Annotated in this window: 22 protein-coding genes; 5 read left to right on the top strand and 17 right to left on the bottom strand. The window is 69.7% G+C overall.

What is annotated here, in order from left to right; translation table 11 throughout:
* Positions 1-132: 132 nt before the first annotated feature.
* Positions 133-981, bottom strand: a complete 849-nt coding sequence (locus KBY47_RS25470; protein WP_210924639.1) for a 3-hydroxyacyl-CoA dehydrogenase family protein — start codon at positions 979-981, stop codon at positions 133-135.
* Between the two features lie 187 nt (positions 982-1,168).
* Between KBY47_RS25470 and KBY47_RS25465 the strand changes: the two genes are divergently transcribed.
* Positions 1,169-1,741, top strand: a complete 573-nt coding sequence (locus tag KBY47_RS25465; RefSeq protein WP_210924637.1) for a cob(I)yrinic acid a,c-diamide adenosyltransferase — start codon at positions 1,169-1,171, stop codon at positions 1,739-1,741.
* On the opposite strand, the gene KBY47_RS25460 is transcribed toward KBY47_RS25465, so the two are convergent.
* Positions 1,658-2,320 carry a hypothetical protein gene (locus KBY47_RS25460; protein ID WP_210924635.1) on the bottom strand — a complete coding sequence of 221 codons (663 nt, stop codon included), beginning with the start codon at positions 2,318-2,320 and terminating at the stop codon, positions 1,658-1,660. The genes KBY47_RS25465 and KBY47_RS25460 overlap by 84 nt on opposite strands.
* Positions 2,321-2,472: 152 nt before the next feature.
* Between KBY47_RS25460 and KBY47_RS25455 the strand changes: the two genes are divergently transcribed.
* The 4 genes from KBY47_RS25455 (at position 2,473) to KBY47_RS25440 (ending at position 6,635) form a co-directional block, all read left to right on the top strand.
* On the top strand, positions 2,473-3,660 hold the full coding sequence (locus KBY47_RS25455) for a sensor histidine kinase (RefSeq protein ID WP_210924633.1): 1,188 nt from the start codon (positions 2,473-2,475) through the stop codon (positions 3,658-3,660).
* Positions 3,657-4,298: a response regulator transcription factor gene (locus KBY47_RS25450; protein ID WP_210924631.1), complete on the top strand. Its 642-nt coding sequence runs from the start codon at positions 3,657-3,659 to the stop codon at positions 4,296-4,298. Before KBY47_RS25455 ends, KBY47_RS25450 begins: the two co-directional genes overlap by 4 nt.
* A 120-nt stretch (positions 4,299-4,418) precedes the next feature.
* Complete coding sequence (locus tag KBY47_RS25445) at positions 4,419-6,242, top strand: glycoside hydrolase family 18 chitinase (RefSeq protein ID WP_210924629.1); 1,824 nt, start codon at positions 4,419-4,421, stop codon at positions 6,240-6,242.
* A gap of 201 nt (positions 6,243-6,443) precedes the next feature.
* A complete protein-coding gene (locus KBY47_RS25440) occupies positions 6,444-6,635 on the top strand; it encodes a hypothetical protein (RefSeq protein ID WP_210924627.1) in 192 nt (63 codons plus the stop codon).
* A 7-nt stretch (positions 6,636-6,642) separates the two neighbouring features.
* Here the strand turns inward: KBY47_RS25440 and KBY47_RS25435 are convergent, their stop codons facing one another.
* The 15 genes from KBY47_RS25435 to prmC form a co-directional block, all read right to left on the bottom strand.
* Entirely contained in the window at positions 6,643-7,086 is a 444-nt protein-coding gene (locus tag KBY47_RS25435) for a DUF2550 domain-containing protein (RefSeq protein ID WP_210924625.1), read from the bottom strand.
* 129 nt (positions 7,087-7,215) lie between these two features.
* On the bottom strand, positions 7,216-7,590 hold the full coding sequence (locus tag KBY47_RS25430) for a F0F1 ATP synthase subunit epsilon (protein WP_210924623.1): 375 nt from the start codon (positions 7,588-7,590) through the stop codon (positions 7,216-7,218).
* A 131-nt stretch (positions 7,591-7,721) separates the two neighbouring features.
* Positions 7,722-9,158 carry a F0F1 ATP synthase subunit beta gene (atpD, locus tag KBY47_RS25425; protein ID WP_210924621.1) on the bottom strand — a complete coding sequence of 479 codons (1,437 nt, stop codon included), beginning with the start codon at positions 9,156-9,158 and terminating at the stop codon, positions 7,722-7,724.
* On the bottom strand, positions 9,159-10,076 hold the full coding sequence (locus KBY47_RS25420) for a F0F1 ATP synthase subunit gamma (protein ID WP_210924618.1): 918 nt from the start codon (positions 10,074-10,076) through the stop codon (positions 9,159-9,161).
* A 21-nt stretch (positions 10,077-10,097) separates the two neighbouring features.
* Positions 10,098-11,687, bottom strand: a complete 1,590-nt coding sequence (gene atpA / locus KBY47_RS25415; protein ID WP_210924616.1) for a F0F1 ATP synthase subunit alpha — start codon at positions 11,685-11,687, stop codon at positions 10,098-10,100.
* Positions 11,688-11,817: 130 nt separating this feature from the next.
* Positions 11,818-12,633, bottom strand: a complete 816-nt coding sequence (locus tag KBY47_RS25410) for a F0F1 ATP synthase subunit delta (protein ID WP_210924614.1) — start codon at positions 12,631-12,633, stop codon at positions 11,818-11,820.
* Positions 12,630-13,181: a F0F1 ATP synthase subunit B gene (locus KBY47_RS25405; protein ID WP_210924612.1), complete on the bottom strand. Its 552-nt coding sequence runs from the start codon at positions 13,179-13,181 to the stop codon at positions 12,630-12,632. The genes KBY47_RS25410 and KBY47_RS25405 overlap by 4 nt, the downstream gene beginning before the upstream one ends.
* A gap of 42 nt (positions 13,182-13,223) precedes the next feature.
* On the bottom strand, positions 13,224-13,445 hold the full coding sequence (atpE, locus tag KBY47_RS25400; protein ID WP_004925497.1) for an ATP synthase F0 subunit C: 222 nt from the start codon (positions 13,443-13,445) through the stop codon (positions 13,224-13,226).
* A gap of 75 nt (positions 13,446-13,520) precedes the next feature.
* Positions 13,521-14,360 carry a F0F1 ATP synthase subunit A gene (atpB, locus tag KBY47_RS25395; protein ID WP_210924611.1) on the bottom strand — a complete coding sequence of 280 codons (840 nt, stop codon included), beginning with the start codon at positions 14,358-14,360 and terminating at the stop codon, positions 13,521-13,523.
* A gap of 210 nt (positions 14,361-14,570) precedes the next feature.
* Positions 14,571-15,017, bottom strand: coding sequence for a hypothetical protein (locus KBY47_RS25390; RefSeq protein WP_210924610.1), 447 nt, complete (start codon positions 15,015-15,017; stop codon positions 14,571-14,573).
* A 298-nt stretch (positions 15,018-15,315) separates the two neighbouring features.
* Complete coding sequence (locus tag KBY47_RS25385; protein ID WP_210924608.1) at positions 15,316-16,611, bottom strand: MraY family glycosyltransferase; 1,296 nt, start codon at positions 16,609-16,611, stop codon at positions 15,316-15,318.
* 149 nt (positions 16,612-16,760) lie between these two features.
* The gene (gene glyA / locus KBY47_RS25380) at positions 16,761-18,020 is read right to left on the bottom strand and encodes a serine hydroxymethyltransferase (protein WP_210924606.1); all 1,260 of its coding nucleotides are present in this window, start codon (positions 18,018-18,020) and stop codon (positions 16,761-16,763) included.
* A 78-nt stretch (positions 18,021-18,098) separates the two neighbouring features.
* Entirely contained in the window at positions 18,099-18,779 is a 681-nt protein-coding gene (locus tag KBY47_RS25375; RefSeq protein ID WP_210924604.1) for a protein-tyrosine-phosphatase, read from the bottom strand.
* On the bottom strand, positions 18,776-19,423 hold the full coding sequence (locus KBY47_RS25370) for an L-threonylcarbamoyladenylate synthase (protein ID WP_210924602.1): 648 nt from the start codon (positions 19,421-19,423) through the stop codon (positions 18,776-18,778). The genes KBY47_RS25375 and KBY47_RS25370 overlap by 4 nt, the downstream gene beginning before the upstream one ends.
* A 60-nt stretch (positions 19,424-19,483) precedes the next feature.
* A complete protein-coding gene (gene prmC, locus KBY47_RS25365; protein ID WP_210924600.1) occupies positions 19,484-20,329 on the bottom strand; it encodes a peptide chain release factor N(5)-glutamine methyltransferase in 846 nt (281 codons plus the stop codon).
* Positions 20,330-20,345 lie beyond the last annotated feature (16 nt).

Here is a 20,345-nt window from a genome sequence, read left to right as displayed (position 1 = left end):
GGTCTTGCGTCCGGGGACGGCAACCAGGTGTTGCAACCTCTGACGGCCGTGCGCCCCCAGAGGTTGCCGTCTGTAAGCGAACCGATACCGAATTCACCCCGGGGTGTGATACTCCGGAGGCCGAGTGCGGTGTCAGTGCTTGTAGAAGCCCTGCCCGCTCTTGCGCCCGATGTCACCGGCGTCAACCATCCGGCGCATCAGCTCCGGCGGAGCGAACTTCTCGTCCTGGCTCTCGGTGTAGATGTTGCTCGTGGCGTGCAGCAGGATGTCGACGCCGGTGAGGTCGGCGGTGGCCAGCGGGCCCATCGCGTGACCGAAGCCCAGCTTGCAGGCGAGGTCGATGTCCTCGGCGGTGGCGACGCCCGACTCGTACAGCTTGGCCGCCTCGACGACGAGCGCCGAGATCAGCCGGGTGGTGACGAACCCCGCGACGTCGCGGTTGACGACGATGCAGGTCTTGCCGACCGACTCGGCGAACTGCCGCGCGGTGGCGAGGGTCTCGTCGCTGGTCTTGTAGCCGCGCACCAGCTCGCACAGCTGCATCATCGGCACCGGTGAGAAGAAGTGGGCGCCGACGACGCGCTCCGGGTGCTCCGTCACGGCCGCGATCTTGGTGATCGGGATGGCGGAGGTGTTGGAGGCGAGGACGGCCTCCGGGCGCGTGATCTTGTCGAGGGTGCGGAAGATCTCGTGCTTGACCTCCAGCTTCTCGAAGACGGCCTCGACGACGATGTCGGCGTCGGCGGCCGCGTCCAGATCGGTGGTCGTGGTGATCCGGGCGAGGGCGGCGTCGGCGTCGTGCGCCTCCATCCGGCCCTTGGCCACGAACTTGTCGTAGGAGGCCTTGATGCCGTCGGTGCCCCGCTTCAGCGCCTCGTCGGTCACATCGCGCAGGACGACGTCCCAGCCCGCCTGGGCGGAGACCTGGGCGATGCCGGAACCCATGAGACCGGCCCCGATGACGGCGAGCTTCCCTGCCACTGTGCGACTCCCCTGATACGCGCTGTCGTTGTGCTCTCACGCGGACACTAGCGGGAGTGAGCGGCCCTGTGACCGCTAAGTAATACGCGTCACGTCTCACATGACGGACATCACACCGGCAGGGGTCTCGGGACGCTCCGTACGGCCTAGTTGAGCCGCGCACTCCGTACGTCACTACGCTGGCCGCATGGTCAATCTGACGCGCATCTACACGCGGACCGGGGACAAGGGCACCACCGCCCTCGGGGACATGAGCCGGGTCCCCAAGACGGACCTCAGGATCGCCGCGTACGCCGACGCCAACGAGGCGAACGCGGTGATCGGCACGGCGATCGCCCTGGGCGGCCTCGGCGAGGAGGTCGTCAAGGTGCTCACCCGGGTGCAGAACGACCTGTTCGACGTGGGCGCCGACCTGTCGACGCCGGTGGTGGAGAACCCCGAGTACCCGCCGCTGCGGGTCGAGCAGTTCTACGTGGACCGGCTGGAGGCCGACTGCGACCGGTTCAACGAGCGGCTGGAGAAGCTGCGCTCCTTCATCCTCCCCGGCGGCACCCCCGGCGCGGCCCTGCTGCACCAGGCCTGCACGGTCGTCCGCCGCGCCGAGCGCTCCACCTGGGCGGCCCTCGAGGTGCACGGCGAGACCATGAACCCCCTGACGGCGACCTATCTGAACCGGCTATCGGACCTGCTGTTCATCCTCGCGAGGACCGCGAACCTCGGTGTCGGGGACGTGCTCTGGGTCCCGGGCGGGGAGCGCTGAGGGCGCCTTCCCGGGCGCCTTCCCGGGCGCCTTCCCGGGTGCGTTCCCGGGCGCCTTCTTCGGCCAGAGCAGGTACGTCAGCGCGATCACGCCGTGGATACCGGCGACGCGCAGGGCCGTCCACTGGAACGACCGCAGCGAGGACGTGTCGCCGTCGTCACCGACGTACCACACCGCCCCTTGGAGCAGTGCGCAGGCGACGGCGGCGGCGAGGACGGTACGCAGCCACAGGCGGCCCTCGTGCGCGGCGCGGGCCAGGCCGTAGCGGGGCGGTCCCGTCGGCTTCGGCGCCCCGGCCAGCCGGTGGGCGGCGTGGCCGTCGAGCCAGCGGATCGTGTAGTGGCCGTACGCCACAGTGAAGCCGATGTAGAGCGCCGCCAGGCCGTGCTCCCAGCTTGGCTCGGCGCCGCCCCGCAGATCGACCGCGGTGGCGACGAACAGCACCACCTCCAGCAGCGGCTCGCACAGCAGCAGCACCACACTCAGGCGCCGCCGCCCCAGCAGGTAGCGGACGGCCAGGCCCAGCGCCAGCAGCACCCAGAAGCCGACCTCGCAGGCGACGATCAACGCGACGATCACGGCTCGCTCCTTTCGGTCACCCTTCCAGGCTCCCGTCGGACCGGGCCGGTTTCGTCGTCGCCGGTGACGAACCCCGGGTACATCGAAGGATGCAGTCCGGGACCCTCCCCCGGCATCAGGCGGCGGGCGCCCGCCGCGTGTTGGATGGGGTCATGGCCGTACGACTCCCGCGCCCGCACCGCTTCGACGGATACGTCGCGCTGGGCGGGCTGCTCGGCGGGCTGCTGCTGTGGGCCGTGGGGCTGTTCCCCCGGCTGCCGGACGACTCCCTGGTGCTGTGGCCGCCGGGCTGGGCGGCGCTGGTCCCCCTCGCCGTGACCGCGGGCTGTGAGTTGCTGCGCCGGTCCCGGCCGCGCACCGGGGTGCTGATCGGGACGGCGGCGCTGGCCGCGGACACGGTCACCCGGGGCAGCGTGGTCACCATCCTGCTCTACACGGACCTGATGTACGCCGCCGTCCTGTACGGCACGCCCGCCGCGGCCCGCCGCATCCCCTGGATCACCGGGCTGCTCACGGTGGCCGGTGCCGTGGTGCCGTTCGCGGTGTGGCGGGTGCCGGAGGCGCTGCTGATCGGGGTCGTGGTGGGGATCGTGTCGTTCGGTCCCGCCTCCACCGGCCTGATCGTGCGCAACCACCGGGACGCGGCCGAGGCCGCCCGGCTGCGCGCCGAGCAGACCGCGCTGCTGGCCGAGATGGACCGGGCCCAGGCTGTCACCGCGGAACGCGCCCGGATGGCACGGGAGTTGCACGACATGGTCGCCAACCACCTCTCCGCGATCGCCATCCACTCCACCGCCGCGCTCTCCCTGGACGACCCCGGCACCTCCCGGCAGGCACTCGGTGTCATCCGGGAGAACAGCGTCGAGGGACTGGCCGAGATGCGCCGGCTGATCGGGCTGCTGCGGGACGCGGGCGCCGGGACCGGGCCGACCGCCGCGCCCACTCTCGACGGGCTCGGCGCGCTGGTCGGCACCGCCCGCGCCAACGGCCTCGACGTCACCCTGGACGCCGCCCACGGCGCCGGGCTGCCCGCGCCGGTGGAGCTGGCGGCGTACCGCATCGTCCAGGAGTCCCTGACCAACGCCCTCAAGCACGCCGGACCGGGCCGCGTCCACGTCGTCCTGCGCCGCCGCAGCGACTGCCTCACCCTCACCGTCACCAGCCCGTACGGCGGCCACGACGGCCCGCGCGCACCCGGTTCCGGCGCCGGTCTGGTCGGGATGCGGGAGCGGGCCACCCTGCTGGGCGGCACGCTGGACGCCGGTCCGCTGGACGGCCCGGACGGCGAGGTCTGGGCCGTACGCGCGCAGTTGCCCGTCACCGAAGGAGAATCCGTATGATCCGCGTCCTCGTCGCCGAGGACCAGTCCGCCGTGCGCGCCGGGCTGGTGCTCATCCTGGGCAGCGCGCCCGACATCGAGGTGGTCGGGGAGGCGGCGGACGGTGAGCGGGCGGTGGAACTCGCCCGTGAGCTGCGGCCGGACGTGGTGCTGATGGACATACAGATGCCGCTGCTGGACGGGGTGTCGGCGACCCGCCGGGTGGTGGGCGAGGGGCTGGCCGACGTGCTGGTGCTGACCACCTTCGACCTCGACGAGTACGTGTTCGGCGCGCTGCGCGCGGGCGCCGCCGGTTTCCTGCTGAAGAACACCGACGCCAACGACCTGCTGACGGCGGTGCGGACGGTGGCGGGCGGCGAGGGTCTGATCGCCCCGGCCGTCACCCGGCGTCTCATCGCGGAGTTCGCGGCGGCTCCGGCGCGGGGGCCGAAGGCCGATCCGGCGGTGCTGGAGAGCCTGACGCGGCGGGAACGCGAGGTGCTGTCGTGTCTGGGTGAGGGGCTGTCGAACGCGGACGTCGCGGTGCGCCTGGACATGGCCGAGGCGACGGTGAAGACGCACGTCAGCCGGTTGCTGGGGAAGCTGGAGCTGCGCAGCCGGGTGCAAGCGGCGGTGCTGGCGCAGGAGTTGGGGATCTAGTCGGGCCGGATGTCAAGTGGTCCAGACCTATTGACCCGTGGTCCAGACCTTTCTATTCTCGCGGCACCGTGGGCGTGAAGGCTCAGTCATGCCCCCCACACCCCCATAAGGAGGCGCGGCATGCGCTTCAGACACAGAGCGGCGGCAGGGCTCGCGACCCTGCTCCTCCCCTTCGCCGGACTGGTCGGGCTCGCGGCTCCCGCCCAGGCGGCCACCGAGGCCACCGCCACCTATGCCAAGACCCAGGACTGGGGCTCCGGCTTCGAGGGCAAGTGGACGGTGAAGAACACCGGCACCACCACCATCAGCTCCTGGACGGTCGAGTGGGACTTCCCCTCCGGCACGTCCGTCACCTCCGCGTGGGACGCCGACGTGACGTCCTCCGGCAACCACTGGACCGCCAAGAACAAGTCGTGGAACGGCAGCCTCGCCCCGGGCGCATCCGTCTCCTTCGGCTTCAACGGCTCGGGTTCCGGCGCCCCCACCGGCTGCAAGCTCAACGGCGGCAGCTGCGACGGCGGCCCCACCGTCCCCGGTGACAACCCGCCCTCCGCGCCCGGCACCCCGAGCGCCTCCGAGATCACCAACACCTCGGTGAAGCTCAGCTGGAGCGCGGCCACCGACGACAAGGGCATCAAGAACTACGACGTCCTGCGCGGCGGCAGCAAGGTCGCCACGGTCACCGGCACCACCTACACCGACACCGGTCTGACCGCGGGCACCGACTACTCGTACACCGTCCAGGCCCGGGACACCGCCGACCAGACCGGCCCGGTCTCCGGCGCCCGCGCCGTGCGCACCACCGGCGGCTCCACCGACCCCGGCCCCACCAGCAAGATCAACCTCGGGTACTTCACCGAGTGGGGCGTCTACGGCCGCAACTACCACGTCAAGAACCTGGTGACCTCGGGCTCCGCGTCCAAGATCACCCACATCAACTACGCCTTCGGCAACGTGAAGAACGGCCAGTGCACGGTCGACGACACCTACGCCGCCTACGACAAGGCCTACACCGCCGACCAGTCCGTCAGCGGCACCGCCGACACCTGGGACCAGCCGCTGCGCGGCAACTTCAACCAGCTGCGGCAGCTGAAGGCGAAGTACCCGCACATCAAGGTGCTGTACTCGTTCGGCGGCTGGACCTACTCCGGCGGCTTCGGCCAGGCCGCGCAGAACGCCGCAGCGTTCGCCAAGTCCTGCAAGGCCGTCGTGGAGGACCCGCGGTGGGCCGACGTCTTCGACGGCATCGACATCGACTGGGAGTACCCGAACGCCTGCGGTCTGACCTGTGACACCTCGGGTCCGGCGGCCTTCAAGAACCTGATGTCCGCGCTGCGCACCGAGTTCGGCCCGAACTACCTGGTCACCGCGGCCATCACCGCCGACGGCTCCTCCGGCGGCAAGATCGACGCCGCCGACTACGGCGGCGCCGCGCAGTACCTCGACTGGTACAACGTGATGACGTACGACTACTTCGGCGCCTGGGCGACCACCGGCCCGACCGCCCCGCACTCCCCGCTCACCTCGTACTCCGGCATCCCGACCGCGGGCTTCAACTCCGCGGACGCGATCGCCAAGCTCAAGGCCAAGGGCGTGCCGTCCGCCAAGCTGCTGCTCGGCATCGGCTTCTACGGCCGCGGCTGGACCGGCGTCACCCAGTCCGCCCCCGGCGGCACGGCGACCGGCGCGGCACCCGGCACCTACGAGGCGGGCATCGAGGACTACAAGGTCCTGAAGAACTCCTGCCCCGTCACCGGCACCATCGCGGGCACGGCGTACGCCCACTGCGGCACCCAGTGGTGGTCGTACGACACCCCGTCGACGATCGCCGGCAAGATGACCTGGGCCAAGAACCAGGGCCTGGGCGGCGCGTTCTTCTGGGAGTTCAGCGGCGACACCAGCAACGGTGAGCTGGTGAACGCCATCAGCAACGGCCTGAAGTAACCCGTACCGCACACCGAGAGCCACGCCGCGGACAGACCGTACGTCTGTCCGCGGCGTGCGCGTTCCGGACGCGCCCCCGGCGTACGCGCACCAGGGACGTTGGGCACCCGTGAGGGGGCCGGACGGCAGGTGTCCGGGCCGCGCACCCCAGGGAGACTTCAGGTCTCGGAAGACACCTTGAACTCTCAACGGGGGAACGTCATGACACGCAAGACCAGCAGGCCCAAGGCCCGGACGGCATGTCTCGGCGGGTGCGCGGCCGCTCTCGCCGCCCTGCTGTCGGCCTGGCCCGCCACCGTCACGGTGAACATAGCCACCGAGCACACCAAGACGATCGTGGTCGGACAGACCACCGCCCCCGGCGTCTACCGGGGCGAGATCTGCCCGCTGTGACGCACCGTCAGGCCACGTTGACGCGCTGACCCGGAGGAGCCGCCTCCAGCCAGGCGAGGAACCCGGTCAGCGCGTCCTCGCTCATCGCCAGTTCGAGCCGCGTGCCGCGGTGCAGACAGGTCAGGATGACCGCGTCGGAGAGCAGCGCCAGTTCCTCCTCGCCCGCGGGGACCCGGCGACCGGCCACCTCGATGGCGGAACGCTCCAGGGTGCGGCGCGGACGGGGGGCGTAGGAGAAGACGCGGAACCATTCGACGCGGTCGCCGTTGTAGCGGGCCACACCGTAGGCCCAGCCCTTGCCGGTGTCGTCCTGCTCGGAGGCTTCCCAGCGCAGGGAACAGTCGAAGGTGCCGCCGGAGCGCTGGATCAGCCTGCGCCGCAGACCGAAGACGAACAGTCCCAGCACCACCAGGGCGACGACCGATCCGCACACAGTCAGAGCGAGGACCATCGACACCGACCTCCTCGTCTCCTAGGTAACGGAACGGAAAAAACTTCCATATCTGCCTCAGCCGCGACCGGCTCCGGATCGCTCCGGTGCCGGCCGCGGCTGAGTGACGTCAGCCGACGACGCCCTGGTTCAGTGCGCCGTCGCCGCACGCAGTCGGACCTCCGCGCGGCGCTGTGCGAAGGCGTCGGCCTTCGACTGCGCCCGCTCGAGGGCCCGCTCCGCGCGCTGGACATCGATCTCGTCCGACAGCTCGGCGATCTCTGCCAGCAGCGACAGCTTGTTGTCCGCGAACGAGATGAAACCGCCGTGCACCGCGGCGATGACGGTTCCACCATCACTCGTACGGATGGTCACCGGGCCCGACTCCAGCACACCGAGCAGCGGCTGGTGACCGGGCATGACGCCGATGTCGCCGGACGTGGTGCGCGCGACGACCAGGGTGGCCTCGCCGGACCAGACCTTTCGGTCGGCGGCGACCAGCTCGACGTGCAGCTCAGCAGCCAAGGGTGGCTCCTCGGGTCACCACCCGGCGGGTATGCCGGGTGTTGGTTACAAGTCTAGTGGGCGTGAAAGAGGGGGCGGGACGTACCCGCCCCCTCGGACGTGAGCGCTGGGGCTCACGGTGAGCGCGGGGCTCAGGAGACGCCCAGCTCCTTCGCCTTGTTCTTCAGGTCCTCAAGACCACCGCACATGAAGAACGCTTGCTCCGGGAAGTGGTCGTACTCGCCGTCGCAGATCGCGTTGAACGCGGTGATCGACTCCTCCAGCGGCACGTCCGAACCGTCCACGCCGGTGAACTGCTTGGCGGCGTGGGTGTTCTGGGACAGGAAGCGCTCGACGCGGCGGGCGCGGTGGACGACGAGCTTGTCCTCCTCGCTCAGTTCGTCGATACCGAGGATCGCGATGATGTCCTGGAGGTCCTTGTACTTCTGGAGGATCCCCTTGACGCGCATGGCGCAGTCGTAGTGCTCCTGCGCGATGTACCGCGGGTCAAGGATCCGGGACGTCGAGTCCAGCGGGTCCACGGCCGGGTAGATGCCCTTCTCCGAGATCGGACGGGAGAGCACCGTCGTCGCGTCGAGGTGGGCGAACGTGGTGGCCGGGGCCGGGTCGGTCAGGTCGTCCGCGGGAACGTAGATCGCCTGCATCGAGGTGATCGAGTGACCGCGGGTCGACGTGATGCGCTCCTGGAGCTGACCCATCTCGTCCGCCAGGTTCGGCTGGTAACCCACCGCGGACGGCATACGGCCGAGCAGGGTGGACACCTCGGAACCCGCCTGGGTGAAGCGGAAGATGTTGTCGATGAAGAACAGCACGTCCTGCTTCTGCACATCGCGGAAGTACTCCGCCATGGTCAGACCGGCCAGGGCGACGCGCAGACGGGTCCCCGGCGGCTCGTCCATCTGGCCGAAGACGAGTGCGGTCTTGTCGAGAACGCCGCTCTCTTCCATCTCCGCGATGAGGTCGTTGCCCTCACGGGTGCGCTCGCCGACGCCCGCGAAGACGGAGACGCCCTCGTGGAGGTTGGCGACACGCATGATCATTTCCTGGATCAGCACGGTCTTGCCGACACCGGCACCACCGAACAGACCGATCTTGCCGCCCTTGACGTACGGGGTCAGCAGGTCGACGACCTTCAGGCCGGTCTCGAACATCTCGGTCTTGGACTCGAGCTGGTCGAAGGCGGGAGCCTTGCGGTGGATGGACCAGCGCTCGCCGTCGTAGGTCTCGTCGACGTTCAGCACCTCACCGAGGGTGTTGAACACCTTGCCCTTGGTGAAGTCGCCGACCGGGACGCTGATGCCCACGCCCGTGTCGGCCACCGGGGCCTGACGGACCAGGCCGTCGGTCGGCTGCATGGAGATGGCGCGGACCAGGCCGTCGCCCAGGTGCTGGGCGACCTCGAGGGTCAGCGTCTTCTTCTCGCCGGCCTTCGCCGGGTCGGCGACCTCGACGTGGAGGGCGTTGTAGATGTCCGGCATCGCGTCGACGGGGAACTCCACGTCGACGACCGGGCCGATGACCCGGGCGACGCGGCCCGTAGCCGCCGCGGTCTCAACAGTGGTGGTCATTTAGTAGTCACTCCCCGCGGTCGCGTCGGCCAGGGCGCTGGCGCCACCGACGATCTCGCTGATTTCCTGGGTGATTTCGGCCTGGCGGGCCTGGTTGGCAAGCCGGGTGAGGTTCTCGATGAGGTCGCCGGCGTTGTCGGTGGCCGACTTCATCGCGCGCCGTGTGGCGGCGTGCTTCGAAGCGGCCGACTGGAGAAGGGCGTTGTAGATCCGGCTCTCCACGTAGCGCGGCAGCAGGGCGTCGAGGACGTCCTCCGCCGACGGCTCGAAGTCGTACAGCGGAAGGATCTCGCCCTTCGGCGCCGCCTCCTTCGCGACCTCGTCGAGGCTGAGCGGCAGCAGCTGATCGCCGAGCGCCGTCTGCGTCATCATCGACACGAACTCGGTGTACACGACGTGGAGTTCGTCCACACCGCCGTCCACCGTGTCCTTCTGGACGGCCTCGATCAGCGGAGCCGCGACCTTCTTGGCGTCCGCGTACGTCGGCTCGTCGGTGAAGCCCGACCACGACTCCGCGATCTTGCGCTCACGGAAGTTGTAGTGGGCGACACCGCGTCGGCCGACGATGTACGTGTCGACCTCCTTGCCCTCGCGCTCCAGCCGCTCGGTCAGCTGCTCCGCGGCCTTGATGGCGTTGGAGTTGAAGGCACCGGCGAGACCGCGGTCGCTCGTCATGAGCAGCACCGCGGACCGCGTGACCGTCTCGGCCTGCGTGGTCAGCGGGTGCTTGGTGTTCGAACCCGTACCGACCGCCGTGACCGCCCGAATGAGTTCGGTCGCGTACGGCGTGGAGGCCGCCACCTTGCGCTGCGCCTTGACGACGCGCGAGGCGGCGATCATCTCCATCGCCTTGGTGATCTTCTTGGTCGCGGTGACGGATCGGATGCGACGCTTGTAGACCCGGAGCTGGGCTCCCATGAGTCAGGTCCCTTCCTTACGTCACTTGGCGGCGGACGGGGCGTCCTCGCCGAGCAGCTTGCCGTCCGAGGTCTCGAACTGCTTCTTGAACTCCGCGACGGCGCCGTCGATCGCCTGGATGGTGTCGTCCGACATCTTGCCGCCCTCCTTGATGGAGGTCATGAGGCCCTGCTCCTTGCGGTGCAGGTACTCCAGCAGCTCCTTCTCGAAGCGGCGGATGTCGTTGACCGGCACCTCGTCCATCTTGCCGTTGGTACCGGCCCAGATGGAGACGACCTGGTCCTCGGTGGCCATCGGCTGGTACTGAGCCTGCTTCAGCAGCTCGACCATGCGCTGACCGCGCTCCAGCTGTGCCTTCGACGCGGAGTCGAGGTCCGAACCGAAGGCGGCGAACGCCTCCAGCTCACGGAACTGGGCGAGGTCCACACGGAGACGTCCCGACACCTGGCGCATCGCCTTGTGCTGGGCGGAGCCACCGACTCGGGAGACCGAGATACCGACGTTCAGGGCCGGACGCTGACCGGCGTTGAACAGGTCGGACTCCAGGAAGCACTGGCCGTCGGTGATGGAGATGACGTTGGTCGGGATGAACGCCGAGACGTCGTTGGCCTTGGTCTCGACGATCGGCAGACCGGTCATCGAACCGGCACCCATGTCGTCGGAGAGCTTGGCGCAGCGCTCCAGCAGGCGGGAGTGCAGGTAGAAGACGTCACCGGGGTAGGCCTCACGGCCCGGCGGACGGCGCAGCAGCAGCGACACGGCACGGTAGGCGTCGGCCTGCTTCGACAGGTCGTCGAAGATGATCAGGACGTGCTTGCCCTCGTACATCCACTGCTGGCCGATGGCCGAGCCGGTGTAGGGGGCGAGGTACTTGAAGCCGGCCGGGTCGGATGCCGGGGCGGCGACGATGGTCGTGTACTCCAGCGCGCCGGCCTCTTCGAGGGCACCACGCACGGAGGCGATGGTCGAGCCCTTCTGGCCGATGGCGACGTAGATGCAGCGGACCTGCTTCTTCGGGTCGCCGGTGCGCCAGTTGTCGCGCTGGTTGATGATCGTGTCGACGGCCAGGGCGGTCTTGCCGGTCTGGCGGTCACCGATGATCAGCTGACGCTGACCACGGCCGATCGGGGTCATGGCGTCGACGGCCTTGTAGCCGGTCTCCATCGGCTCGTGCACCGACTTGCGCTGCATGACCGTCGGAGCCTGAAGCTCCAGGGCGCGGCGACCGCTGGTCTCGATCTCGCCGAGGCCGTCGATCGGGTTGCCGAGCGGGTCGACGACGCGGCCGAGGTAGCCCTCGCCGACCGCGACGGAGAGGACCTCGCCGGTGCGCGTGACCGGCTGACCCTCCTCGATGCCGCTGAACTCACCGAGGACGATGGCACCGATCTCGCGCTCTTCCAGGTTGAGCGCGAGGCCGAGGGTGCCGTCCTCGAACTTCAGCAGTTCGTTGGCCATGGCCGAGGGCAGACCCTCGACCTTCGCGATGCCGTCGCCGGCAAGGGTGACCGTACCGACCTCCTCGCGCGAGGCCGCGTCCGGCTTGTACGACTGGACGAAGGTCTCCAGTGCGTCCCGGATCTCCTCCGGCCGGATCGTGAGCTCCGCCATCTGGGTTCCCTGCTCTCCTTGTTGGGCCCGAAGTTTCACTTGGGGGGATGGGGACTCCCCCCGTTAAGAGGTGAATCCTCTGCACGGCCCAACCAGGGCCGTAGGTACGTACTACGTGTTCAGTTGCCGGCTAGCCGGCCAGTCGGCGCTCGGCGTCCTCGATGCGGTCGGCGAGGGAGCCGTTGATGACCTCGTCACCGACCTGCACCCGGATGCCGCCGACGACGGCCGGGTCCACCTCGAGGTTGAGGTGCATCCGGCGGCCGTAGAGCTTCGCCAGAGCGGCGCCGAGGCGCTGCTTCTGTACGTCGCTCAGCGGCACCGCCGAGGTGACGACGGCGACCATGCGGTCCCGCCGGTCGGCGGCGAGCTTGGACAGGGACTCCAGTCCCGCTTCCAGGCTACGTCCCCGCGGCGCGGTCACAAGGCGCGTCACCAGACGCTCGGTGGCCGACGCGGCACGGCCGCCGAGGAGGCTGCGCAGCAGCTCGCCCTTGGCCGAGGCGGTGGCCTTGCGGTCGGTCAGCGCGGCGCGCAGCCCGGTGTTCGAAGAGACGATCCGTCCGAACCGGAACAGCTCGTCCTCGACGTCGTCGAGCGTGCCCGCCCGCTGGGCGGCGGTGAGGTCGGCGGTGTCCGCCAGCTCCTCCAGCGCGTCCACCAGGTCGCGGGACTGCGACCAGCGGGCGCGGACCATGCCGGACACCAGGTCGGCGGTCTCCCCGCCGATCTGACCGCCGAGCAGGCGCTGGACCAGGTCGGCCTTGGCCTCTCCGGACTGCGCCGGGTCGGTCAGGACCCGACGCAGCGACACCTCGCGGTCGAGCAGCGCGGTGACGGCGGCCAGCTCGTCGGCGAGAGCGCCGGCGTCGACGGACGTGGCGTCCGTCAGCGCGTCGAGACGCTCGCGTGCGGCTGCCAGGGCCTCGCGGCTCGCTCCGTTCATCGAGACGCCTCGGCCTTCTCCTCAAGCTCGTCGAGGAAGCGGTCGATCACACGGCTCTGGCGGGCGTGGTCCTCGAGGGACTCGCCGACCAGCTTGCCGGCCAGCTCGGTGGCGAGCTTGCCGACGTCCTGGCGCAGCGCGGAAGCGGCGGCCTTGCGGTCGGCCTCGATCTGCGAGTGGCCGGCGGCGACGATCTCCTCGCGCTGACGCTGGCCCTCGGCCCGCATCTCCGCGATGAGCGCGGCACCCTGCTCCTGCGCCTCCTGGCGCAGGCGCGCGGCCTCGTGCCGGGCCTCGGCGAGCTGGGCCTTGTACTGCTCAAGGACGCTCTGGGCCTCGGTCTGCGCGGCCTCGGCCTTCTCGATACCGCCCTCGATGGCCTCGCGACGCTCTTCCAGGACCTTGTTGATGGTCGGGAGGAGCTTCTTGGCGAGGAAGCCGAAGACGATGACGAAAGCGATGAGGCCGATGACAACTTCCGGCCACGGCGGGACGAGGGGATTTTCCTTCTCCCCCTCAGCCGCCAGGAAAACCAGGGCGGATGTCACATCAGTGCCTTTCGTCGAAAGGGTCGGTCGTCAGGGCTCGTCTTAGTAGACGAACGGCATGACGAGACCGATCAGGGCGAGCGCCTCACAGAAGGCGAAGCCCAGGATCTGGTTGGCGCGGATCAGGCCGGCCGCCTCGGGCTGGCGGGCGAGGGCCTGGGTGCCGTTACCGAAGATGATGCCAACGCCGACGCCCGGGCCGATGGCCGCGAGACCGTAACCGACGGAACCGAGGTCACCGGTGACAGCAGCAAGGTTGGACATGCCAGTTCTTCCTTCTCTTTACGGACCGGTGGGGGTTGGCCACCGGACGAGTGCGGGGTGGTGAAGCGGGAGTGCTCAGTGGTGCTCGGCGAGCGCGCCCTGGATGAAGGTGCAGGTCAGCAGGACGAAGACATACGCCTGGACGGCCTGGATGAAGAGTTCGAAGGCGGTCATGACGATGACCATGACGAACGAGACCGCGGAGTATGCGATGCCGATGCCGTTCAGCATGTACCAGGCGGCGATGGTGAACAGCAGCAGCAGGGTGTGACCCGCGAACATGTTGGCGAAGAGCCGGACGGCGTGCGTGAACGGACGGACCAGGAGGTTCGAGAAGAACTCGATGGTCATCGCCAGCGGGAGCACCGGGCCGAGCGACTTGTCGTAGCCGGTGAAGTTCTTGAAGGCACCGACGAAGCCGTGGCGCTTGAAGGTCAGCGAGACCCAGGTGATGTAGACGATCAGGGCCAGGATGGCCGGGTAGGCGATGATCGACGTCACCGGGAACTGGGCGACCGGGATGATCGACCAGAGGTTCATCATCCAGATGAAGAAGAAGAGGGCGACGGCGAGCGGTACGTACTTCTCGCCCTCCTTCTTGCCGATGGTCTCGTAGACGATGCCGCGGCGGACGAAGTCGTAGCCGGCCTCGGCGACCATCTGGAGCTTGCCCGGGACCACCTTGGGCTTGGCGAAGGCGGCCCAGAAGAAGCCGACCACGATGATCGAGCCGAGCAGCGCGAGCAGCATCGGCTTGTTGAAGTAGAAGCCGTTGCCGTCGGCGTCGCCCCAGAGCGGCTCGAAGAGGAAAGAGTGCAGGCCCGGAGCCGGGAAGCCACACCCGTCGAAGAGGTGGCAGTCGGTCTCGAAGGCGAGCACCTGCGTCGGGTCAGCACTCACCGCGGGCTCCTTCATCGTGGCGCATGGAAACGGCAACCTCGTTGTGTCGGCGCGGCGCGGGGCCGCGGTTCGGCACGGGACTGGTGTTACGGATGTGGGGGCGGCTGTGGGGCATCTCGCCTCGCGATTGAGCAGGCGTCAGCTCGGATGCCCGCGCCCGCGATGCCGCAGTTGGCACCGGACGATAGCAGGATCTCTCATGCGCCTTTATCCCGGCCCTACCCCTCACGACGAGCGCCCCGGCTTTTCGGGCTTGCCGCCGTGCGACGAAGTGGCCGAATCCGGCTCGACGTAGAGGATCTTGGACTTCATGTGGGCACGCGTCTGCGCGGCGATCCACGTCAGGGTGGACACGACCAGCGTGATCGCGAAGGCCCGGGGATTGAAGAGCGTCGTGTTCTTGAACGCGGCGACGAAGATGAACAGCAGAAGAATCTGTGCCGCGTAGAGCATCAGGCCCATCGCCTGGAAGAGGTGCGGAAGCGATTTGGCAGTGCGCTGGAGGACGTAGAGACCGATCCCCATGAAGAGGATCACGATCACGGTCGCGACGACGGCCCCGACCGCTCCCTTGCCACCGGCGACCACACCGCTGACGACGGCGGCCACCGCGCCGACGGCGGCTGTGGGCACAGCGGCCTGAGCGAGGATCCGGGCGTCATTGGACGGCATGGCGGCAACTCCGCATTCAAAGGGGGGCAGGGGTGTCGTCATGGACGAGCGTAGTCCCGGGCTGAGAGCGAACCTCACACCAATGGACCCTCGCACTCGGGTCCTTCGGCTCTATCCGGGGGTTCTCGTGAACGGTATCACAAACTATTTGATGAGGTCTTTACCTGAGCATGTGCTCACTGTCACACATGAGAGTGAACCTGCACGCCTGAGCGTGAACGAAGCCCTTATGTCTGGTATTGGGATGCTTCGCTCCCCCATCACAGCCCCACGCGTTGGCAATGCTTTAGTCAGATTCTTACCTTCGGTGACCCACGGCCGTCGCACCATTGACCCCTGACGCCCCGGCGGCACCGGCCGCCACCGGCTCCCGCTGCTCCCGCCCCACCGGCTCGGGCTGCTCCACCGGCACCACCAGGGCGGCCCGGCGCCGCCGGTAGCGCGGCGGCACGAACCGCTCCGCCCAGCGCGGGGCGCGCGGTGTGAAGCGCGGCAGCAGGAGCAGGATCAGCCCGATCGCGCTGAGGAACACCACACCCAGCACAATCCACATCGACGCGGAGTTCACCGAGTAGGCCAGCGCCCCGAACGCGATCAGCGCCGACCAGAAGTACATGATCAGCACCGCCCGGCTGTGCGAGTGCCCGATCTCCAGCAGCCGGTGGTGCAGATGCCCCCGGTCCGCGGCGAACGGCGACTGACCGCGCCAGGTGCGCCGTACGATCGCCAGCACCAGGTCGGCCGCGGGGATCGCGATGATGGTCAGCGGCATCACCAGCGGGATGTAGACCGGCACCATCTGGTGCACGGCGTTGCGCTCGGAGCCGGAGAACAGCTTCATCACGTCCGGGTCGATCTGCCCGGTCACCGAGATCGCGCCCGCCGCCAGCACCAGGCCGATCAGCATCGACCCGGAGTCGCCCATGAAGATCCGCGCCGGGTGCATGTTGTGCGGCAGGAAGCCCAGGCACATGCCCATCAGGATCACCGCGAACAGCGTCGCCGGGGCGGCGGCCTCGATGTTGTAGCCGTACCAGATCCGGTAGGCGTACAGGAAGAACGCGCAGGCGGCGATGCACACCATGCCCGCCGCCAGCCCGTCCAGGCCGTCGACGAAGTTCACCGCGTTGATGGTGATGACCACCAGGGCGACCGTGAGCAGCGTGCCCTGCCACTGGGTCAGCGCGACCGTCCCCACACCCGGCACCGGCAGCCACAGGATCGTCAGACCCTGCATCACCATCACACCGGCGGCGATCATCTGCCCGCCCAGCTTGATCAGGGCGTCGATCTCGAACTTGTCGTCCAGCACCCCGATCAGCCAGATCAGCGCCGCCCCGGAGAGCAGCGCCCGCGGCTCGTTCGACGTCTCGAAGACCTCGTTGAGGTTGGTGAGGTGGTCGGCGACCAGCAGACCCGCGCACAGCCCGAAGAACATGGCGATACCGCCGAGCCGCGGAGTCGGTTCCCGGTGCACGTCCCGGGCCCGGATCTCCGGCATCGCTCCGGCCACGATCGCGAACTTGCGTACCGGCCCGGTCAGCAGATACGTCACCGCGGCCGTGACGCAGAGCGTCAGCAGGTATTCACGCACGGGCTTCCCCACAGGTCTCGCTGGCCATCTCAGCCCCACACCCTAGCGACGGACTCGTACGTGACGCATATACGTAGGGACTTCCGGGTAGCGACGATGGTTGCACGCGTCGCTGTGCACACGGCCCGGCGGGTGGCGCCTACCCCCGCTCAGGACGGATACGACGCCGGGTACGGCGGGAATCCCCGCGTCAGCTCCCGCACCTCGGCGCGGGCCGCCACCGCGTCCGTCTCCTCCCGCACCACCGCCGCCAGCAGCGCGGCGATCCGCGCCATCTCCGCCTCCCGCATCCCCTGCGTGGTCACCGCGGCCGTCCCCAGGCGCAGACCGCGGGCGTCCCCGTGCGGCAGCGGGCAGCAGTCCATGACCAGGCCCGCCGCGGCCAGCCTGCCCCGGGCGGTGCGGCCGTCCACGCCGAGCGGCGCGGGGTCGGCGGTGATCAGGTGGGTGTCCGTGCCACCGGTGGTCACGGCGAGGCCCTGGGCGGCCAGCCCCGCCGCCAGCACCCGGGCGTTGGCGACGACCTGATGGGCGTACGCCCGGAAGTCCTCCGTCGCCGCCTCGCCGAACGCGACGGCCTTGGCGGCGATGGTGTGCATCTGCGCCCCGCCCTGGGTGAACGGGAACACCGCCCGGTCCACCCGCTCCGCCAGCTCGCTCCCGCACAGGATCATCCCGCCGCGCGGCCCCCGCAGCACCTTGTGCGTGGTCGCGCAGACGATGTCCGCGTACGGCACCGGACTGGGCGCCGCTCCCCCGGCGACCAGCCCGATCGGGTGCGCGGCGTCCGCGATCAGATAGGCGCCCACCTCGTCGGCGACCTCGCGGAAGAAGGCGTGGTCGAGGTGGCGCGGGTAGGCGATGGAGCCGCACACGATCGCCTTGGGACGCCGGGTACGGGCCAGCGCCCGCACCTGGTCGTGGTCGACGAGCCCGGTCTCCGCGTCCACCCCGTACCCGACGAAGTCGAACCAGCGGCCGGAGAAGTTCGCGGGCGAGCCGTGCGTGAGGTGCCCGCCGTACGGCAGTCCGAGGGCGAGGACGGTGTCACCGGGCCGCAGCAGGGCCGCGTACGCGGCGAGCACCGCGGAGGAGCCCGAGTGCGCCTGCACGTTGGCGTGCTCCGCGCCGAACAGCGCCTTCGCCCGCTCCACCGCGAGCCGCTCGGCGGCGTCGACGATCTCGCAGCCACCGTGGTGCCGGGCCCCCGGATACCCCTCCGCGTACTTGTTCGCGAGCGGCGACCCGAGCGCCGCCAGCACCGCCGGCGAGGTGAAGTTCTCGGCGGCGTTCAACTGGAGCGTCGTCGACTGCCGGGTCAGCTCCCCGAGCAGGACGTCCGCGACCTGGGGGTCCTGACCACGCAGTACCTCGGCGACATCGGCCGTGGGTGAGGGCATGACCGACATGGTGGACTCCCGGGCGTCGACGGTGACGGGGGTGACGTACGTCCAATGTAGGCCCGCCGCCCGTCCCCCGCCCGGTTGTTACGCCCGTGCGGGCACCCCCGTCAGCGCCGTCACCACCGGATCCAGCGCCTCGTGTATCTCGTCCCCGATCGACCGGAAGAACGGCAACGGAGCCCCGTACGGGTCGTACACCTCGTCCGCCTCCGCGGTGGGCGCCAGCAGCCAGCCCCGCAGCGCCGCCGCCGCCCGCACCAGGGCACGCGCGCGGATCACCACCCCGTCGTCGAGCGGCGGCAACGTCGCCGGATCGATGGCCTTCACCAGCCGGGTGAACTCCTTCAGCGTGAAGGTCCGCAGCCCCGCCGAGTGCCCCATGGAGATCACCTGCGCCCGGTGGTCACGCGTCGCCGTCAGCACCAGGTCGGCCCGGATGACGTGCTCGTCCAGAAGCTCCCGGCCGGTGAAACCGGACGCGTCCGCACCGAACTCCGCCAGCACCGTCTCGGCGTTGGCCTCCATGGGCGCGCCCTCGTGGCCCCAGGTGCCCGCGCTCTCCACGATCAGGCCGCCGCCCAGCACACCCAGCCGCTCCCGCACGAAATGGCGGGTCAGCCGCTCGGTGATGGGCGAGCGGCAGACGTTTCCGGTACTGACGTGGAGGATGCGGAAGCTGTCGCGCGGCAGCCCCACGAACGTCGTCGTGATCTCCGCCGCGCTCTCCCCGTTGCCTATGCCACGACCCGACCCGGGCGCGGTCAATTGGCCACCTCGAGGTCGGGTACGACCTTCCTCAACTCCTCCGGCGACAACGCGCCCTCACGCAGCAGCACCGGCACCGGGCCGGTGACGTCGACGATGGACGACGGCACGATCCCGGGCGTGGGACCGCCGTCGAGGTAGACGGAGACGGAGTCGCCGAGCATCTGCTGGGCCGCGTCGCAGTTCTCCGGCGCCGGGTGCCCGGTCAGGTTGGCCGAGGACACGGCCATCGGGCCGACGTCGGTGAGCAGTTCGATGGCGACCGGGTGCAGCGGCATCCGCACGGCGACCGTGCCCCGGGTGTCGCCGAGGTCCCACTGGAGGGACGGCTGGTGCTTGGCGACCAGCGTCAGCGCGCCCGGCCAGAACGCGTCGACCAGCTCCCAGGCCAGCTCGGAGAAGTCGGTGACCAGGCCGTGCAGGGTGTTCGGGGAGCCGATGAGGACGGGCGTGGGCATGTTGCGGCCCCGGCCCTTGGCGGCCAGCAGGTCGGCGACGCCCTCCGAGGAGAAGGCGTCGGCGCCGATGCCGTACACGGTGTCCGTCGGGAGGACCACCAGCTCGCCACGGCGGACGGCGGACGCGGCCTCGCGCAGACCCGTCACACGGTCGGTCGCGTCGTTGGTGTCGTATCGCCGTGCCATATCAGCGGGCCTCCTCGTACACGAAGTACACGTACTGCGGGATGAAGTGGTTCGGGGCGGTCACGGCAGCGCCTTGCGGGCGGTGGCGAACCGCGGCCGGTTGTTGAGGTCGGGGTGGTCGGCGGCGTCCGTCCAGCCGCGGTCCTCGGCGAAGATCCACGGCACCTGGCCGCCCTGGGTGTCGGCGTGCTCGACGACGACGAGACCGCCGGGCCGCAGCAGCCGGTGCGCGGTGCGCTCCAGGCCGCGGATCAGGTCGAGGCCGTCCTCGCCGGAGAACAGCGCCAGCTCGGGATCGTGGTCACGCGCCTCGGGGGCGACGTACTCCCACTCGGTGAGCGGGATGTACGGCGGGTTGGAGATGACCAGGTCGACCTGGCCGTCGAGGTCCGGGAACGCGGTCAGGGCGTCGCCGTGGCGCAGGTCGACCCGGGACCCCTCCATGTTCTTGCGGGTCCACCGCAGCGCCTCCTCGGACAGCTCCACGGCGTGCACCCGCGAACGCGGCACCTCCTGGGCCATGGCGAGGGCGATCGCCCCGGAGCCGGTGCACAGGTCGACGATGCACGGCTCGACCACGTCCATGGCGCGCACCGCGTCTATCGCCCACCCCACGACCGACTCGGTCTCCGGGCGCGGCACGAACACCCCCGGCCCGACCTGGAGTTCGAGGTACCGGAAGTAGGCGCGGCCGGTGATGTGCTGGAGCGGCTCCCGGGCCTCGCGGCGGGCGACGACCTCCCAGTACCGGGCGTCGAAGTCCGCGTCCCGCACGGCGTGCAGCTCGCCCCGCTTGACGCCGTGCACGAACGCGGCGAGTTCCTCCGCGTCGGTGCGCGGCGAGGGCACGCCGGCGTCGGCCAGCCGCTGGGTGGCCTGCGCCACCTCCGCGAGCAGCAGGTTCACGCTGGTCCTCCGAGCT

Origin of the sequence: Streptomyces sp. B93, assembly GCF_018070565.1 — a bacterium.
Lineage (GTDB): Bacteria > Actinomycetota > Actinomycetes > Streptomycetales > Streptomycetaceae > Streptomyces.
The sequence above is the reverse complement of the archived record's forward strand: the minus strand, read 5'-3'. Positions and strand labels throughout refer to the sequence as shown.

Excerpts from the sequence above, each read along its gene's own strand:
- atpB (WP_210924611.1), bottom strand. The coding sequence starts at position 14,360 with ATGAAGGAGCCCGCGGTGAGTGCTGACCCGACGCAGGTGCTCGCCTTC.
- KBY47_RS25370 (WP_210924602.1), bottom strand. The coding sequence starts at position 19,423 with ATGGCACGGCGATACGACACCAACGACGCGACCGACCGTGTGACGGGT.
- KBY47_RS25450 (WP_210924631.1), top strand. The coding sequence starts at position 3,657 with ATGATCCGCGTCCTCGTCGCCGAGGACCAGTCCGCCGTGCGCGCCGGG.
- atpA (WP_210924616.1), bottom strand. The coding sequence starts at position 11,687 with ATGGCGGAGCTCACGATCCGGCCGGAGGAGATCCGGGACGCACTGGAG.
- glyA (WP_210924606.1), bottom strand. The coding sequence starts at position 18,020 with ATGTCGGTCATGCCCTCACCCACGGCCGATGTCGCCGAGGTACTGCGT.
- KBY47_RS25420 (WP_210924618.1), bottom strand. The coding sequence starts at position 10,076 with ATGGGAGCCCAGCTCCGGGTCTACAAGCGTCGCATCCGATCCGTCACC.
- KBY47_RS25445 (WP_210924629.1), top strand. The coding sequence starts at position 4,419 with ATGCGCTTCAGACACAGAGCGGCGGCAGGGCTCGCGACCCTGCTCCTC.
- KBY47_RS25465 (WP_210924637.1), top strand. The coding sequence starts at position 1,169 with ATGGTCAATCTGACGCGCATCTACACGCGGACCGGGGACAAGGGCACC.
- KBY47_RS25435 (WP_210924625.1), bottom strand. The coding sequence starts at position 7,086 with ATGGTCCTCGCTCTGACTGTGTGCGGATCGGTCGTCGCCCTGGTGGTG.
- KBY47_RS25455 (WP_210924633.1), top strand. The coding sequence starts at position 2,473 with ATGGCCGTACGACTCCCGCGCCCGCACCGCTTCGACGGATACGTCGCG.
- atpE (WP_004925497.1), bottom strand. The coding sequence starts at position 13,445 with ATGTCCAACCTTGCTGCTGTCACCGGTGACCTCGGTTCCGTCGGTTAC.
- atpD (WP_210924621.1), bottom strand. The coding sequence starts at position 9,158 with ATGACCACCACTGTTGAGACCGCGGCGGCTACGGGCCGCGTCGCCCGG.
- KBY47_RS25440 (WP_210924627.1), top strand. The coding sequence starts at position 6,444 with ATGACACGCAAGACCAGCAGGCCCAAGGCCCGGACGGCATGTCTCGGC.
- KBY47_RS25390 (WP_210924610.1), bottom strand. The coding sequence starts at position 15,017 with ATGCCGTCCAATGACGCCCGGATCCTCGCTCAGGCCGCTGTGCCCACA.
- KBY47_RS25410 (WP_210924614.1), bottom strand. The coding sequence starts at position 12,633 with ATGAACGGAGCGAGCCGCGAGGCCCTGGCAGCCGCACGCGAGCGTCTC.